The organism is Dactylosporangium sp. NPDC049525 (genome assembly GCF_040676755.1).
Lineage (GTDB): Bacteria > Actinomycetota > Actinomycetes > Mycobacteriales > Micromonosporaceae > Dactylosporangium.
The window spans coordinates 174276-189142 of the sequence record NZ_JBFAPO010000009.1; the positions used below are offsets into that span (position 1 = coordinate 174276).

A 14867-nucleotide genomic window follows, 5' to 3' on the forward strand; every position below is an offset into this window, starting at 1 on the left:
GACGAAACGGGCGGCTCGTCGGGTGGCGCTGGCACGATTGGGGTCATGATCACGCCGTTGCTGGAGGTCATCGCGCTCGACGCCGTGGACGCGCGGCACGCCCGCGACGGCGGGGCGGACCGGGTGGAGCTGGTCAGCGACATGGCCGCCGCGGGCCTGAGCCCGACCCCCGCGACCGTCGCCGCCGTCCGTGGCGCCGTGGACCTGCCGGTGCGGGTGATGCTGCGGACCCATGCGGGCTTCGCCGCCGGTGACCTCGACGCCCTGCGCCGCACCGCCAAGGAGCTGCGCTCCGCGGGCGCGGAGGAGTTCGTCCTGGGCTTCCTGGACCCGTCCGGCGCCGTCGACCTGCCCGCGGTCGTCGAGGTCGTCGACACTCTCGACGGCGCGCCGTGGACCTTCCACCGCGCGATCGACCACGCCGCCGACCGTCCCGCCGTCTGGGCCGCCCTCGCCGGACTGCCCGGCCTCGACACGGTCCTCACCTCGGGCGCCCCGGCCGGCCTCTCCGAAGGTCTTCCCACGGTCCTCGCCGAGATGTCGGATCCGGTGTACCGCCCACGGTTGCTGGTGGGCGGCGGCCTGCGCGACGAGCACATCGGGCCGTTGCGCGCGGCCGGCGTCACTGCGTTCCACTCGGGCAGCGCCGTGCGCCGGGACCGCGGCTGGGCCGGCCCGGTCGACCCGGCGCTCGTCGCCCGCCTGGCTCAGCGGCTGCGATCGGCCGGGTAGGGACGCTCGTCGGGCAGCAGGGCCTGCGCCTCGTCGAGGGCGCGGGCGGTGACGAGGCCGTGGATCGCGTGCGCGAGGGGCGTGACGTCGCGGATGTCGACGGTCCACTCGTCCACGTAGCGGTGCACGGCGTCGCCGCTGAGGCCCAGTTGCAGCGACCGGTGCCCGAGCGGCTGCAGTTGCAGGGAGCGCTCCGGATCCCACTGGACCCGGACCGGGCTGGTGCGCAGCAGCCGGGACCACTCCGCGCGGTTGGCGTGCACGCCGGGGGAGTAGTGGCTGAGGCAGGCGCCGGCGAGCGCGGCGTCGAACCCGGCGCGGCGCAGCCGGACGGCGAGGACGTGTTCCTGGCCCTCCTTGGTGGCCCAGCCACTGCGGTACATCATCCACAGGAACGACGGCTTGATCCACGTCATCCGGTCCCGCTTGAACGGCGGCACGAACCGCTGCGCGTCCAGGGCCGGCAGCGCGATCGCGGCGCTGTAGGCCTGGTAGACGGTGATCGTCTCGTCGTCGAAGACGGCGCGGACGGCGCGGATCTCATGGGGCACGCCGAAACCCTAGGAGGTTAGGGTGCTGCGATGCCATTCGATTTGAACGACCTGCCCGCCACCGCCGCGGACGTCGCCGGGCACCTGGAAGCGGCCGGGTTCACCGAGTCGGTGCACCTTCGCCAGACCCTGGCGCTCGCGGAGGAGGTCGGGGAGTTCGTCGGGGCGGTGCGGCGGCACGCGGGGATGGCGCGGCGGCCCGGGCCGTTCAGCGACGTCGAGGCGGAGCTGGCCGACGTGGTGCTGACCGCGTTCGTCACCGCGCACACCATGGGCATCGACCTGCGGCAGGCCCTCGAGGACAAGCTGGCGGTCATCTACACCCGCGGCTGGCGTCAGACCGACAGCGCGTCGTAGAGCGGGGCGGGGTCGAGGCCCATCGAGGTGAAGTTGCCCTCGATCTCCAGGCTCACCAGGCCGTGCACGCGGCTCCACAGCTCCACCGCCCGCACCGCCACCGCCGGGTCGACGTCCGGCACGCCGCGCCGTGACGCCCAGCCGGCCAGCTGCGCCGACAGCGCCGGCGGCGGGGGAGGGCCGGGCGTCAGGGCGCGGATCAGCAGGTTCATCGGCTCCTGCGCGGCCGCGATGAGCCGGTCGCTCTGCGCGTCATACCCCGGCAGTGGTGCGGCGAACAGCAGCCGGTAGCGGTGCGGCTGCGCCAGGGCCCATGCCCGGTACGCGACCGCGAACGACGAGCCGGCCGCCAGCGCGGCGGCGAGGTCTGCGTACGCGTCGACGATCAGCTCGGTGAGCAGCTCGTCGCGGCCGGCGAAGTAGCGGTACAGCGCGGGGCCGGACACGCCGAGCTCCTTGGCGATCGCGTTGACCGACAACGCCTGCGGGCCGCCGGCCGCCAGCTGGCGCAGCGCGGCGGCCTTCACCTCGTCGCGGATCTGGGTCCGGAACCTGTCACGCATGTCACTCATCTCGCCCTCCGGGCGTCGTCGTGTTAGACATTCTAACAGAAGTTAGAGGTTCTAACAGAGGAGTCGAACGATGCAGACCACCGAGATCGTCCTGCCGGGGATCGGCGAGCCGGAGACCCTCCAGGTCCGCGCGCGGGAGCTGCCGGAGCCGGCAAACGGGCAGGTCGTGGTGCGGGTCGAGGCGAGCGGTATCTCGTTCGCCGAGCAGCAGATGCGCCGCGGGAAGTACTACGACATGCCGCCGTTCCCCTTCGTGCCCGGCTACGACCTGGTCGGCGTCGTCGAGGGGACCGGCCGGCGGGTCGCCGCGCTCACCAAGACCGGCGGCTGGGCCGACCGGGTCGTGCTCGACGAGGCGGACCTGGTCCCGGTGCCCGACGGGGTGGGCGCCGCCGAGGCCGAGACCGTCGTTGTCAACGGCGTCACCGCGTGGCGGATGCTGCACCGCGCCGCCAAGGTCCGGGCCGGCCAGACGATCGTGGTCCTCGGCGCCAACAGCGGCGTCGGCACGATCCTCGTCCAGCTCGCCCGGCACGCCGGGATCCGGGTCATCGGCACGGCCTCGCCGAAGCACCACGACGACCTGCGCGCCCTCGGCGTCGAGCCCGTCGACTACCGCGGCGGCGACGTCCCGGCGCGGATCCGCGAGCTCGCACCCGGCGGGGTGGCGGCCGTCTTCGACCACGTCGGCGGGCCCGGCATCGCCGACTCGTGGCGGATGCTCGCGCCCGGCGGCACCCTCGTCGGCTACGGCAGCGCCGCCACCCGCGACCACGCCGGCGACCCGCGGGTGCCCGTGTTCAAGCTCGTCGCCCGGCTGCTGTGGTGGAACCTGCTGCCCAACGGCCGGCACGCGACCTTCTTCGACCTGTGGAAGGGCAAGCGCAACCTGCCCCGGTTCCGGCACCAGCTGCGCGAGGACCTCACCGCCGTGCTGGAGCTCCTCGCCGCCGGGAAGATCACGGCCCGGGTCGCGAAGCAGTTCCCACTGCGGGACGCGGCCGCGGCGCTGCGCTTCGCCGAGACCGCCGGCGTCGCCGGCAAGGTGGTGCTGATCACGTGAGGATCATTAGCCCAGCTAACGAGATATATTGGCCGGGTGGAACCCAGCGAACCGGCCGTGCGCATCGACGGGCTCCGGCACCGGTTCAAGGAGACCCTCGCCGTCGACGGCCTCGACCTGGTCGTGCACCAGGGGGAGATCTTCGGCCTGCTCGGGCCCAACGGGGCCGGCAAGACGACCACGATCCGGGTGCTCGTGACGCTGCTGCCGCCGCAGGACGGCACCGTCGAGGTGTTCGGGCTCGACGTGCGCCGCCGCAGGATGGCGGTGCGCCGGCTGATCGGCTACGTGCCGCAGGCGCTGTCCGCGGACCCCGCGCTCAGCGGCCGGGAGAATGTCGCACTGTTCGCCCGGCTGTTCGACGTGCCGCGGGCGCTGCGCCGGGACCGCACCGCCGAGGTCATCGACGCGATGGGCCTCACCGACGCCGCCGACCGGCCCGCCGGCACCTACTCCGGCGGCATGGTCCGCCGGCTCGAGCTGGCGCAGGCCCTGGTGAGCGCGCCCCGGCTGCTCGTCCTCGACGAGCCGACGATCGGCCTCGACCCGGTCGCGCGGGCCGGGGTGTGGGAGCGCATCCACGAGACCTGCGCCCGTACCGGCATGACGGTCCTGGTCACCACCCACTACATGGAGGAGGCGGCGGCCAACTGCGACCGGGTCGCCCTCATGCACCGCGGCCGGATCCGCGCCCTGGACACCCCGGCGGCGCTGGTCGCGGCGCTCGGCGACGACGCCAACCTCGACGACGTGTTCCGCTCCTACACCGGCGACGACCTCGACGGGGGGAGGTTCAAAGATGTCCGTGCCACTCGCCGTGCCGTATGAGCCGGTGCGCCTGCTCGCGTCACGCACGTTCGCGTTGTGCCTGGTGGAGCTGCAGAAGCTGCGCCGGGACCGCACCGAGGTCGTCACCCGGGCGATCCAGCCGGCACTGTGGCTGATCATCTTCGGGCAGACGTTCACCCGGCTGCGGGTCGTGCCCACCGGCGACGTGCCGTACCTGGACTTCCTGGCGCCCGGCATCCTGGCCCAGTCGGCACTGTTCGTGTCGATCTTCTACGGCATCCACATCATCTGGGAGCGCGACGCCGGCGTGCTCGCGAAGCTCATGGTGACGCCCACCCCACGTGCCGCGCTGGTGACCGGGAAGGCGTTCGCGGCCGGGGTACGGGCACTCACGCAGGCCATCGTCGTCATCGTGCTGTCCGCGCTGCTCGGCGTCTCCCTGGACATGAACCCGCTGCACCTGCTCGGCGTCGCCGCCGTCCTCGTGCTCGGCTCGGCATTCTTCTGCTGCCTGTCGATCACCCTCGCCGGCCTGGTGCTGAAACGCGACCGGATGATGGGCATCGGGCAGGCGATCATCATGCCGCTGTTCTTCGCCTCCAACGCCCTCTACCCGATCTCGGTCATGCCGGGCTGGCTGCGCGTGCTCAACCACGTCAACCCGCTCAGCTACGAGGTCGAGGCGCTGCGCGGCCTGCTCATCGGCACCCACGCCCGGCTCCTGCTCGACTTCGGCGTCCTCATCGGCTCGGCCGCCGTCGCCATCGTGGTCGCCTCCGCCATCCTGGGCCGCCTCACCCGCTGAGCCGGGGGCCCGTCGAGCCGCGCACGGTCAGGTGTACGGGCAGCATCACCGACTGGCGCATCGCCGGGGCGGCCGGGTCCAGGCGGGACAGCAGCATCGACACCGCGACCCGCCCGGCCTGCTCGATCGGCGCGGTGAGCGTGGTCAGCGGCGGGTGGCAGAAGTCGGCGCCGAAGATGTCGTCGCAGCCCACGACGCTGATGTCCTCCGGCACCCGGACCTCCCGCTCGCGCAGCCGCTGCAGGATGCCGATCGCGAGGAGGTCGTTGAACACGATGCAGGCGGTCGCGCCGGTGTTGAGCACCGCGTCGGCGGCGGCGGAGCCGGAACGGCGCCCGGACGGGAACGGCCCGACCCGGGTGAACGTGAGCCGGTGCCGGGCGGCGACGGCACGCGCCGCGTGCCACCGGGCCTCGTTCGGCCACGACCGTTCGGGGCCTGACACGTAGGCGATGTCGCGGTGGCCGAGGGAGATCAGGTGTTCGGCGGCCTGCCCGATCCCGGCGGGGGTGTCGATGATGGCGCTGGGCACGCCGCGCACGTTGCGGTTGATCGTCACCAGGGGGATGTCCTCGGCGAGCGCGGCCAGGGCGCGGTCCGGCAGGCGGGACGCGGCCAGGATCGCCCCGTCCAGGGAGCGGCGCATCTTGTGCAGCAGCTCCACCTCCAGGTCCCCGGAGTCCTCGGTGTCGATGAGCAGCTGCGCGTACCCGGCGGCCTTGAGCTGCATCTGGGTGCCGCGCAGCACGCCGAAGTAGAACGGGTTCGTCACGTCGGAGACCAGCACCGCGATCGCGCCGGTCCGCCCGGAGCTCAGCGCGCGGGCCTGGGAGTTCGGCACGTAGCGCAGCTCGCGGGCGGCGGCCTCGATCCGCTCCCGGGTCGCCGGGTTGACCCGGCCGGGGTTGTTCAGCGCGCGGGACACCGTCGACGCGGCGACCCCCGTGGCCGCGGCGATGTCGTTGATGGTGACCGGCCGGTCACCGGATCCGAACTGGTGTGCACGGGGCATGGCCAACAGCAGAGCAGACGGTGGCAAACGATGGCAAGCGGTTGCCGCCATGAATGCGGCGCTGATAGCGTCCGGCTCAATCCGCCGTCAAGCAGCATCGATGCGCCCGCCCGACACCCTGGCACCCGCCCGGCGCCACGGGTCGGCGCACCGCTCACTGAGGAGTGGACACCCCTATGAGACGCGTTTCCTTCATCGCTGCCGTTGCCGCCACTGCCCTCGTCTTAGCCGCCTGTGGCGACGGCGACGACAGCCCGAGCACCGGCGAGACCGGCCTCAACGGCGCCGGCAAGACCCTCAACGTCCTCGTCCAGGCCAACACCATCTACCCCGACCAGCAGCGGTCCTGGTTCACCGAGATCAACGACAAGTTCAAGGCCGCCACCGGCGCCGAGGTGAAGTTCGAGACGTTCGCCTCGCCCAACGACGAGCTGACGAAGATCCAGACGTCGGTGCTGTCCGGTCAGGGCCCCGACATCTACTCCCTCGGCACCACGTTCACCCCGACCGCGTATGCGACCGGGGCGTTCCTGGAGCTCAAGGACGACGACTGGAAGAAGCTCGGCGGCAAGGACGCGTTCCTGCCCGCGACGCTGGGCATCTCCGGCCCGGACGCCGAGCACGTGGTCGGCATCCCGTTCACCAGCCGCCCGTTCGTCATGGCATACAACACGGACCTGCTCAAGGCGGCCGGCTTCGACAAGCCGGCGACCAGCTGGGACGAGCTGCTCGTGCAGGCGAAGAAGATGACCAGCGGCGACACCTACGGCCTCGCCGTCGCCTACGCCGACGGGTTCGACCCGTGGAAGTTCATCTGGGCGATGAGCGTCCAGGCCGGCAACCCCCTGGTCAAGGACAAGAAGGCGTCGCTGACGGACCCGGTGACCCTGAAGGCCTACCAGACCTACCTCGGCTGGCTCGCCACCGACAAGGTCGTCAACCCGGCCGCCGTCGGCTGGAAGAACGCCCAGGCGATCGCCGACTTCGGCGCCGGCAAGGCCGCGTTCCTGCCGATGGTCTCGGCCACGTCGAAGGTCACCCTCGACAAGTCCGCCGTCGCCGGCAAGTACGCCTACGCGATCATGCCGACCGCCCCGCCGGGGCAGAGCAGCACCCCCTCCAACGGGGTCGGCGCGACCAGCATCCTGTCCGGCGACAACCTCGTCGTGGCGAAGTACACCAAGAACAAGGACCTCGCCCTCGCCCTGGTGAAGCTGCTGACCAGCCCGGAGCAGCAGGAGTCGTACTACAAGACGTTCGGTGAGATGCCCACCAACGCGGCCGCGGCGAAGAAGCTGCAGGCCGACCCGGCGCTCGCCCCGATCATCGAGTCGGCGTCGAAGGCCAGCGGCACCCCGTTCAACGGCGCGTGGAGCCAGGTCCAGCTGGCCCTGGTCAACGTGGTCGTGCAGTCGATCCCCGCGCTCAAGGACGGCAAGCTGGACGAGGCGAAGCTCAAGCAGCTCATCGCCGACGGCCAGAAAGCCGCGCAGGACGCCCTGGACAAGAGTAAATAGATTCATGGCGATTGAAACCGTGACACGGCCGGCGGCTCGGGCTCCCAAGCCCGGGCCGTCGGCCCGCCACCGGCGTCACCGTCCACTGTGGATGCTGGCGCCGGGTGGCGTGCTCCTCGTCCTCGTCATCCTCGTGCCGCTCGGCGTCGCGCTCACCGTGTCGCTGCTCGACCTCGACCAGTACACGCTGCGCGAGTGGACCGGCGCGCCGTTCATCGCGTTCGACAACTACGTCGAGGCGGTCACCGACACCGCCCTCCCGCACGCCATCTGGCTCTCCGTCGGCTACTCCGCCCTCGTCACCGTCGCCACCCTGCCCGTCGGCCTCGCCGCCGCGCTCGCCACCCAGCAACGGTTCAAGGGCCGCGCCCTGGTCCGCTCGGCATTCCTTATCCCCTACGTGCTGCCGGCCTTCGTCGTCGGCACCGTGTGGCGGACCATCCTCATGCCGTCCGGCCCCGCCAACAACCTGCTCGGCGAGCAGCACCTGTGGCTCAACGGCCCCAACAGCTACTGGACGCTCGTCGTCGTGCAGCTGTGGACGTCGTGGCCGCTGCTGTACCTCCTCGCCGCGTCCGGCCTGCAGGGCATCAGCGAGGAGGTGCACGAGGCCGCCGCGCTCGACGGCGCCGCGTGGTGGGCGAAGCTGCGCTACGTCATCTTCCCGCACCTGCGTGGCGTGCTCGCCCTCGCGCTCATCATCGCGTTCCTGCACAACCTCAACAGCTTCACCCTGCCCTACGTGCTGTTCGGGGTGCCCGCGCCGCACGACGTCGAGGTCCTGCCGGTCCTCACCTACGTGGAGAGCTTCCAAAGCTTCCGGTTCGGGCTCAGCGCCGCCATGGCCGTGGTGTCCCTGGTCCTGGTCGCGATCCCGTTGTCGGTGTACCTGCGCGCGGTGAGGCTGAACCAGAATGAAAGTTGAAACCCAAAGGCTGCTCCCACGGGGGGTGCAGGTGGCAGTGATCGGGGTGCTGCTCGTCTTCGTGCTCACCCCGGTCCTGTACATGCTGTTCGCGTCCGTCAACGACGACCTCGAGGTCGCCCGCGGCGCGTTCTGGCCCACCGGCCTCCACCTGGACAACTACGAGAAGATCTGGTCGACGGTCGACCTCGGCGCCGGCCTCGTCAACAGCGTCGTCGTGGCCGGCAGCGTCGCGGTGGTGTCCGCGCTGGTCGCCGTCGCCACCGCCTACGTCCTGGTCAGGTTCGCGTTCCTCGGCCGCGGCCTGATCCTGCGCGGGCTGCTCGCGCTGCAGTCGATCCCCGGCACCCTCATGCTGCTGCCGGTGTTCGTGCTGTTCGCGAACCTGTCCGCGGTCCTCGGCGTGCAGGTCATCGGCACCCGGTGGGCGCTGTTCATCACCTACCTGACGTTCGCGCTGCCGTTCTCGACCTGGGTGATGGTCACCTACCTGCGTGGCCTGCCCGCCGAGCTCGACGAGGCCGCCCGCCTCGACGGCGCCTCCTCCTGGCGGATCCTGCGCTCCATCATCATCCCGCTGAGCTGGCCCGGGCTCGTCGTGGCGAGCATCTTCGCGTTCCTGCTCGGCTGGAACGACGTGCTGTTCGCCTCCGTCATGACCAACCCCGACAGCCGCACCGTCGCGGTCGCCCTGCAGGTGTTCGGCGCCACCCAGGAGGGCGGCGCCATCCCGATCTACGGACAGCTGATGGCCTCCGCGCTCATCTGCGCGCTGCCGGTGGTGGTGTTGTACCTCGTGTTCCAACGGTTCCTGGTCGGCGGCCTGACCGCCGGGGGAGTGAAATGACAGACCTGATCAACGTGGCGATCGTCGGCAGCGGCATCATCGGCGGCAACCACGCCGACGCCATCCTGCGCCATCCTCGGCTGCGGATCGTGGCCTTGGTGGACGCGCTCGACGCGGCCAACGCGGCCCTCGCCGCGCGCATCGACCCGACCCCCTCATGTCACCGCACGCTCGGCGACGCCCTGGCTTCGGAGCAGGTGGACCTCGTCGCCATCTGCACCCCCAGCGGGCTGCACGTCGAGGCCGCCGAGCAGACCCTGCGGGCCGGCGCGCACCTGCTCGTCGAGAAACCCCTCGACGTGTCGCTGCCGAAGGCCCGCGCGTTCGCGAAGGTCGCCCTCGAGGCCGAGAACCGGGGCCTCGTCTGCGCCGTGGTCAGCCAGCACCGCTTCGACCCGGCGATGGTCGCCGTGCAGCGCGCCGCCGCCGCGGGCCGGCTCGGCCGGCTCACGTCCGCGGTCGTGTCCATGCCGTGGTGGCGCGACCAGGCCTACTACGACTCCGCCGACTGGCGCGGCACCTGGGAGTTCGACGGCGGCGGCGCCGTGGCCAACCAGGGCATCCACCTCGTCGACCAGATGCTCGCCCTGCTCGGCCCGCCGGTCGAGGTCACCGCCCGCACCGCCCGCGTCGCCCACGAGCGGATCGAGGTCGAGGACCTCGCCGTCGCCACGCTGCGCTTCGCCGGCGGCGCCCTCGCCGTCCTGCACGCCAGCACCAGCGCCTACCCGGGCCTGCCGGTGCGGCTGCAGCTGCACGGCACCCGCGGCTCCGCGGTGCTGCACGAGGACCAGCTCGAATACTTCTGCTCCGCGGACAGCTCCCTGCCGGCCGCGGCGCAGACCCGCGAGCTCGTCGCCGCCGAGGACCTGTACGGCGCACCGAAAACCGCCGACGGGTTCATCGTCGGGCACCTGCGCCAGTACCAGGACCTCGTCGAGGCGATTGACGAGCGGCGCCCGCCGGGGGTCCGGGTCGCCGACGGCCTCCTCGCCCTCGCCACGGTGCGGGCCGTGTACGTGGCGGCCACCCTCGGCCGTCCGGTGCAGTTCGACCAGGTCCTCGACGGCGTCCACGACGACGTGCGCCCTTCGGTGACCGACGTGATTGAGGAGGAGCAGGCGTGAGGTTCTCGGTCTTCACCGCATCGACCCCGGACTGGACCCCGGACGAGGCCGTGCGGCACCTCGCCGGGCAGGGCTGGGACGGCGTCGAGTGGCGCGTGGTCGACCAGGACGACGCCGCCGAACCCGGATTCTGGAAGGGCAACCGCGCCACCTGGCCCCTCACCGGCCTCGAGGCGACCCTGCCGGAGATCGCCGCGCTGACCCGCGGTGCCGGCCTCGAGTACTCCGGCATCGGCGGCTACGCCCGCAGCTTCGAGCACGACGACGTCGCCCGGCTCCTCGCCGCGACCGCGACCCTCGGCGCCGGCCGGGTCCGGGTCACCATGCCGCTGCTGGCCGGCGGCCGGTACCCGGACCTGTTCGACGCCACCCGCAAGGACCTCGAGTGGGCCACCGGGCTCGCCGCCCAGCACGGCGTGTCGATCCTGGTCGAGCTGCACCACGAGACGATCGTGTCGTCGGCGTCCGCCGCGATGCGCCTCGTCGACGGCCTCGACCCGCACCACATCGGCGTCATCCACGACCTCGGCAACCTCGTCATCGAGGGCCACGAGGACCACCGCGCCGCGTTCGAGCTGCTCGGCCCCTACCTGCAGCACGTCCACGTGAAGAACGTGGCGTGGCAGCCGGTGGACACCGCCGCCGACGGGACCGTCACCTGGGCGCACGACTGGGCGCCGCTGCGCACCGGGCAGGCGCACGTCGGCCGGTACCTCGCCGCGCTCGTCGCGCACGGCTACGACGGCTGGGTCACCGTCGAGGACTTCTCCACCGCCCTGCCGCTGGAGCAGCGGACCGCCGACAATCTCGAATATCTGCGGAGCCTGCTGTAACCCTCGCCGCGGCGCGCACATAGAAGGGGGTATGGACGACGCCAACGACCGGGACACCGGCTGGTTCCGCGCCGTGTACGACCGGCACTACGCCGACGTCGTGCGGTACGGCCTGCGCCGCCTCGACACCTCGGCGGCCTCGGCGGCCGAGGAACTGGCCCAGGAGGTGTTCCTGGTCGCGTGGCGGCGGCGCTGGGACGTGCCCTCGCACGCGCTGCCATGGCTGTACGGGGTGGCCCGCCGCCTGCTCGCCAACCACTGGCGGGCGCAGCGGGCTGCGCCGCCGCCCGTCGAACTCGGCGAGCGCCCCGCCACCGACCGGCACGACGGCGTCGACCAGCTCCTCGACGTCCGGGCCGCGCTGACCCGCCTGTCCGACGACGACCAGGAAATCCTCCGGCTCGTCGCGTGGGAGCAACTCGCCGTCGGCGAAGCGGCGCTCGTCCTCGGCTGCGGCGTCACCGCGGCGAAGGTGCGCCTGCACCGCGCCCGGCGGCGCCTCACCGAACTGCTCGCCGACACCCCGACGCCGGCCCGTCTGGGAGGCACCCGATGAACGAGCGGACCCTTGATCTCCTGACCGCCGCCGACCCCGCCCGGGGCGTACCGGTGGGACCCGGCGACGTCGAGGCGCTGCTGCGCCGCGCGTCCCACGACGTCACCGGCTACGACCTGCGCCCCCCGGTGCGCCGCCGCCGGGTCCTCGTCGCGGCCGCCGCGATCCTCGCCGTCGCTGCGGTGACCGGCACGACCGCCGCGGTCCTGGTGCGCGGCGGCCCCCCTGCCGATCCGGGCGTGCCGGTTGTGCCCGCGCCGAGCGTCGTGCCCAGCTGCCTCGACCGACTCGCGGACGGCGTGACGAAGGCGCCCTACGACGGCGTGCGGGGTGCCTTCGAGTACCTGCGGACCTCCGGGACCAGCGGCGGCACCGTGCAGATGAAGAACGGGAAGTTCGCCAGCATGCAGTACCAGGTGGAGACCTCCACGTGGACGGCCGCCGACGGCTCGCAGCGCCGCCGCACCACCACCCAGGCACCCACGTACGCCGACGAGACGTCCCGGATCTACTTCCGCGACAACCCCGGCATGCTGCCGACCCTCGGCACCTCGACCGTCGACCTGCCGCCCGCCGAGGTCTCCCGCCCCGACGTCCCCGCCGCAGACCCGGCGGCGATGGCCGACGCCCTGTACCGGCCGCGGGAGAACGGCCCGTCCCAGGCGATCGCCGGCGTCGAAGACCTCGTCCGTGCCCGCGTCCTGGACGCCGCGCACCGCTCGGCGCTGCTGCGGTTCCTCGCCCGCACCGACGGTGTCGCCTGCGCCGGAGAACTGACCGACCCGGTCGGACGGACCGGGATCGCCGTGTCGGCACCGTTCGGCGCCGGACCCCGGCCCAGCCCCGGCGACCACGGCAGCGAGTCCGTCCTCGTCGACCCGGCCACCGGGGAGATCATCGCCGCCGGCTACACCGACGGCACCGGCACCACGTGGCACACCCTGTACCTGGAACGGGGGTTCACGGACACCCGCCCCCCGAGGTGACGGCTCGCAGGACGGTGACCGCGCTGTCGTGGTCGCGGCGCAACCCCGCGTCGACGCCGTGCGCGTGCAGGAATCCCGACGTGTAGGTGACGCCGCTGTCCACGTCCGTCCACGTCCCGCCCGGCGGCAGGAATGCCAGCCGGGCGGGCGGGCCGGGTTCGCCGAACCGGTGCCCGTCCAGCCACTGGAACACCACCACCTCGTCGCCGTCCCGCGACACGTACGCGATGGCCGGCGCGCTGCTCGTGCGGGGGCTGCGCAGCCGGTACAGGTCGCCGTGCTGGATCGTCGCCCGGATCTCCTTGTACCGGGCGATCAGCGCCGCCGCCTCGGCCCGCTCCTCGTCGGTCCATGCGGCCAGGTCGCCGCCGACACCGAGGACCCCGGACATCGCCACGTGGAACCGGAACCGCAGCGGCAGCCGGTGCCCCGTGAGGAAGTTCGGCGAGTCGGTGACCCAGGCGGTCATCGCCCGCGCCGGGTACCCCTGGCTGAACCCCTCCTGGATGTGCAGCCGGTCCGACGCATCGGTGTTGTCGCTCGGCCACACCTGGTCGGTCCTGGCGAGGATGCCGAGGTCGACCCGCCCCCCACCGGAGGCGCACGACTCGAACCGCACTCCCGGATGGTCCAGCCGCAGCCGGTCCAGGATCGCGTACACCCCTTCCGCGTGCCGCTGCGCCCACTGCGGATGCGGCCCCGGGTCGGTGACCGGCCGGTTCATGTCCCACTTCACGAACGCGATGTCATGCTCGCTGAGCAGCGCGTCGAGCCAGCCGTGCAGCCAGGTCGCCACCTCCGGCCGCCCCACGTCGAGCACCAGCTGGTTGCGCAGCTCGTGCCGCGGGTACCCGGGCGTGGCGTACACCCAGTCGGGGTGCGCCCGGTACAGGTCGCTGTCGGGGTTGACCATCTCCGGCTCGACCCAGATGCCGAACCGCATCCCCAGCTCCTGCACCCGCTTGACCAGGGGCCCGAGGCCGTTCGGGAACCGGTCCGGGTTGTGCGCCCAGTCCCCGAGCCCCGCCGAGTCGTTGACCCGCTTGCCGAACCAGCCGTCGTCCATCACGAACAGCTCACAGCCGATCGCCGCGGCCCGCTCGGCGAGGGCCAGCTGGTTCGCCTCGTCGAGCAGGAACCCGGTCGCCTCCCACGAGTTGTAGAGCACGGGCCGCGTCTCGTCCCCGGTCGGCATGACGTGCCGCGTGTACCGGTGCCACGCCCTGCTCGTGCCGCCGAAACCGGCGCCGCTGAACATGCCGACGCTGACCGGCGTCGTGAACGTCTCGTTCGCGCGCAGCTGCGCCAGCGGCTCCTCGTGCCCGGCGCCGACCCGTGCGGTGACCCGGTTGCCCGGCAGCACCTCCAGGTCCACGTGCCACGTCCCGGACCAGGCGAGGGCCGCGCTCCACACCTCGCCCGCCGTCTCCGACGCGGTCCCGTCGTCGACCGCGAACCACGGGTTGTGCACCGGCCCCGTGGTCGTGCGCCGCGACCCGAGCCGCGTCTGCCCGGCGGGCAACGGGGTGCGCTGCAGCCGGCTCTCCGCCCCCCATCGCCCGTGCAGGCTCGACAGCCGGTACGCCTCCCGCCGCGGCGGGCACCAGGCGGCGCTGTCCGCCCGGCGGACCTCGACCGGCTCGCCGGCCTCCAGGGTCACCCAGCGTTCGACGACCTCATGCCCGTCGAGGACCCGGTAGTGCAACGTCAGCCACAGCTGCCGGGTCACCTCGGCGAACCGCAGCCGCAGCTCACTCCACCCGTCGCCGGCGACGATCTCGTCCACCGGCGGCTGCCAGCGCACCGTGCGCTGCCCGTCGGGGAACCGGACCGCGAGGGCCGGCTCCGCGAACCGCAGCCCGCTGTCGGACGGGTACTCCTCCAGGCCGTCGAGTGGGCTCTCCCAGCTGCCCCGCTGCGGGTCCAGCGGCACGGCGCTCAGGGCGACCGCGGTCGCGTCGTCGACCGGCATCCCCCAGTGCGCGGCGAGCGGCACGTCCTGGCCGCGTTCCGGGTCGAGGCTCACCACGTATGCGCTGCCGGGGGTCCGCAGCACCCAGCACCCTGGAGCCGGACGGGTCACCTGGTCCGATGAGGCCATCCCACGTTCGTAGCATCCCGCCGCACGGCCCCGTCAGCGATGCGAGCAACATCACCGGCGGCGACCCCTGACGACCGACACCGCCGCCATACAT

General features: G+C 72.4%; 16 protein-coding genes. 12 read left to right on the forward strand and 4 right to left on the reverse strand.

Annotated elements, in window-relative coordinates:
• Window positions 1–45: 45 nt before the first annotated feature.
• On the forward strand, window positions 46–732 hold the full coding sequence (locus tag AB0K00_RS16560; RefSeq protein WP_363521397.1) for a copper homeostasis protein CutC: 687 nt from the start codon (window positions 46–48) through the stop codon (window positions 730–732).
• Here the strand turns inward: AB0K00_RS16560 and AB0K00_RS16565 are convergent.
• Window positions 708–1283, reverse strand: coding sequence for a DUF4291 domain-containing protein (locus tag AB0K00_RS16565; protein WP_363521399.1), 576 nt, complete (start codon window positions 1281–1283; stop codon window positions 708–710). The two genes, AB0K00_RS16560 and AB0K00_RS16565, sit on opposite strands and share 25 nt — an antisense overlap.
• A 30-nt stretch (window positions 1284–1313) precedes the next feature.
• Here AB0K00_RS16565 and AB0K00_RS16570 point away from each other — a divergent pair, with 30 nt between their 5' ends.
• Complete coding sequence (locus AB0K00_RS16570) at window positions 1314–1640, forward strand: MazG nucleotide pyrophosphohydrolase domain-containing protein (RefSeq protein WP_363521402.1); 327 nt, start codon at window positions 1314–1316, stop codon at window positions 1638–1640.
• On the opposite strand, the gene AB0K00_RS16575 is transcribed toward AB0K00_RS16570, so the two are convergent.
• A complete protein-coding gene (locus tag AB0K00_RS16575) occupies window positions 1619–2203 on the reverse strand; it encodes a TetR/AcrR family transcriptional regulator (RefSeq protein WP_363521404.1) in 585 nt (194 codons plus the stop codon). The two genes, AB0K00_RS16570 and AB0K00_RS16575, sit on opposite strands and share 22 nt — an antisense overlap.
• A 79-nt stretch (window positions 2204–2282) precedes the next feature.
• Here AB0K00_RS16575 and AB0K00_RS16580 point away from each other — a divergent pair, with 79 nt between their 5' ends.
• The 3 genes from AB0K00_RS16580 to AB0K00_RS16590 are packed head-to-tail and all read left to right on the forward strand — an operon-like array spanning window position 2283 to window position 4869.
• Window positions 2283–3275, forward strand: a complete 993-nt coding sequence (locus tag AB0K00_RS16580) for a medium chain dehydrogenase/reductase family protein (protein WP_363521406.1) — start codon at window positions 2283–2285, stop codon at window positions 3273–3275.
• 36 nt (window positions 3276–3311) lie between these two features.
• The gene (locus AB0K00_RS16585; RefSeq protein ID WP_363521408.1) at window positions 3312–4103 is read left to right on the forward strand and encodes an ATP-binding cassette domain-containing protein; all 792 of its coding nucleotides are present in this window, start codon (window positions 3312–3314) and stop codon (window positions 4101–4103) included.
• Complete coding sequence (locus AB0K00_RS16590) at window positions 4075–4869, forward strand: ABC transporter permease (protein WP_363521411.1); 795 nt, start codon at window positions 4075–4077, stop codon at window positions 4867–4869. Before AB0K00_RS16585 ends, AB0K00_RS16590 begins: the two co-directional genes overlap by 29 nt.
• On the opposite strand, the gene AB0K00_RS16595 is transcribed toward AB0K00_RS16590, so the two are convergent.
• Entirely contained in the window at window positions 4859–5881 is a 1023-nt protein-coding gene (locus AB0K00_RS16595; protein WP_363521414.1) for a LacI family DNA-binding transcriptional regulator, read from the reverse strand. The two genes, AB0K00_RS16590 and AB0K00_RS16595, sit on opposite strands and share 11 nt — an antisense overlap.
• Window positions 5882–6057: 176 nt before the next feature.
• Here AB0K00_RS16595 and AB0K00_RS16600 point away from each other — a divergent pair, with 176 nt between their 5' ends.
• The 7 genes from AB0K00_RS16600 to AB0K00_RS16630 all read left to right on the forward strand — a co-directional run bounded on the left by AB0K00_RS16600 (window position 6058) and on the right by AB0K00_RS16630 (window position 12672).
• The gene (locus AB0K00_RS16600) at window positions 6058–7398 is read left to right on the forward strand and encodes an extracellular solute-binding protein (RefSeq protein ID WP_363521416.1); all 1341 of its coding nucleotides are present in this window, start codon (window positions 6058–6060) and stop codon (window positions 7396–7398) included.
• A gap of 91 nt (window positions 7399–7489) precedes the next feature.
• On the forward strand, window positions 7490–8323 hold the full coding sequence (locus AB0K00_RS16605; protein WP_363521418.1) for a sugar ABC transporter permease: 834 nt from the start codon (window positions 7490–7492) through the stop codon (window positions 8321–8323).
• Between the two features lie 31 nt (window positions 8324–8354).
• Entirely contained in the window at window positions 8355–9170 is an 816-nt protein-coding gene (locus AB0K00_RS16610) for a carbohydrate ABC transporter permease (RefSeq protein WP_363521421.1), read from the forward strand.
• Window positions 9167–10297: a Gfo/Idh/MocA family oxidoreductase gene (locus AB0K00_RS16615; RefSeq protein WP_363521424.1), complete on the forward strand. Its 1131-nt coding sequence runs from the start codon at window positions 9167–9169 to the stop codon at window positions 10295–10297. Before AB0K00_RS16610 ends, AB0K00_RS16615 begins: the two co-directional genes overlap by 4 nt.
• Complete coding sequence (locus tag AB0K00_RS16620; protein ID WP_363521427.1) at window positions 10294–11130, forward strand: sugar phosphate isomerase/epimerase family protein; 837 nt, start codon at window positions 10294–10296, stop codon at window positions 11128–11130. The genes AB0K00_RS16615 and AB0K00_RS16620 overlap by 4 nt, the downstream gene beginning before the upstream one ends.
• 31 nt (window positions 11131–11161) lie before the next feature.
• Entirely contained in the window at window positions 11162–11686 is a 525-nt protein-coding gene (locus tag AB0K00_RS16625; RefSeq protein WP_363521430.1) for a sigma-70 family RNA polymerase sigma factor, read from the forward strand.
• A complete protein-coding gene (locus AB0K00_RS16630) occupies window positions 11683–12672 on the forward strand; it encodes a CU044_5270 family protein (protein ID WP_363521432.1) in 990 nt (329 codons plus the stop codon). Before AB0K00_RS16625 ends, AB0K00_RS16630 begins: the two co-directional genes overlap by 4 nt.
• On the opposite strand, the gene AB0K00_RS16635 is transcribed toward AB0K00_RS16630, so the two are convergent.
• Window positions 12647–14773 (reverse strand): alpha-galactosidase, encoded by a 2127-nt coding sequence (locus tag AB0K00_RS16635; protein ID WP_363521434.1) that lies wholly within the window; start codon window positions 14771–14773, stop codon window positions 12647–12649. The genes AB0K00_RS16630 and AB0K00_RS16635 overlap by 26 nt on opposite strands.
• Between the last annotated feature and the right edge of the window lie 94 nt (window positions 14774–14867).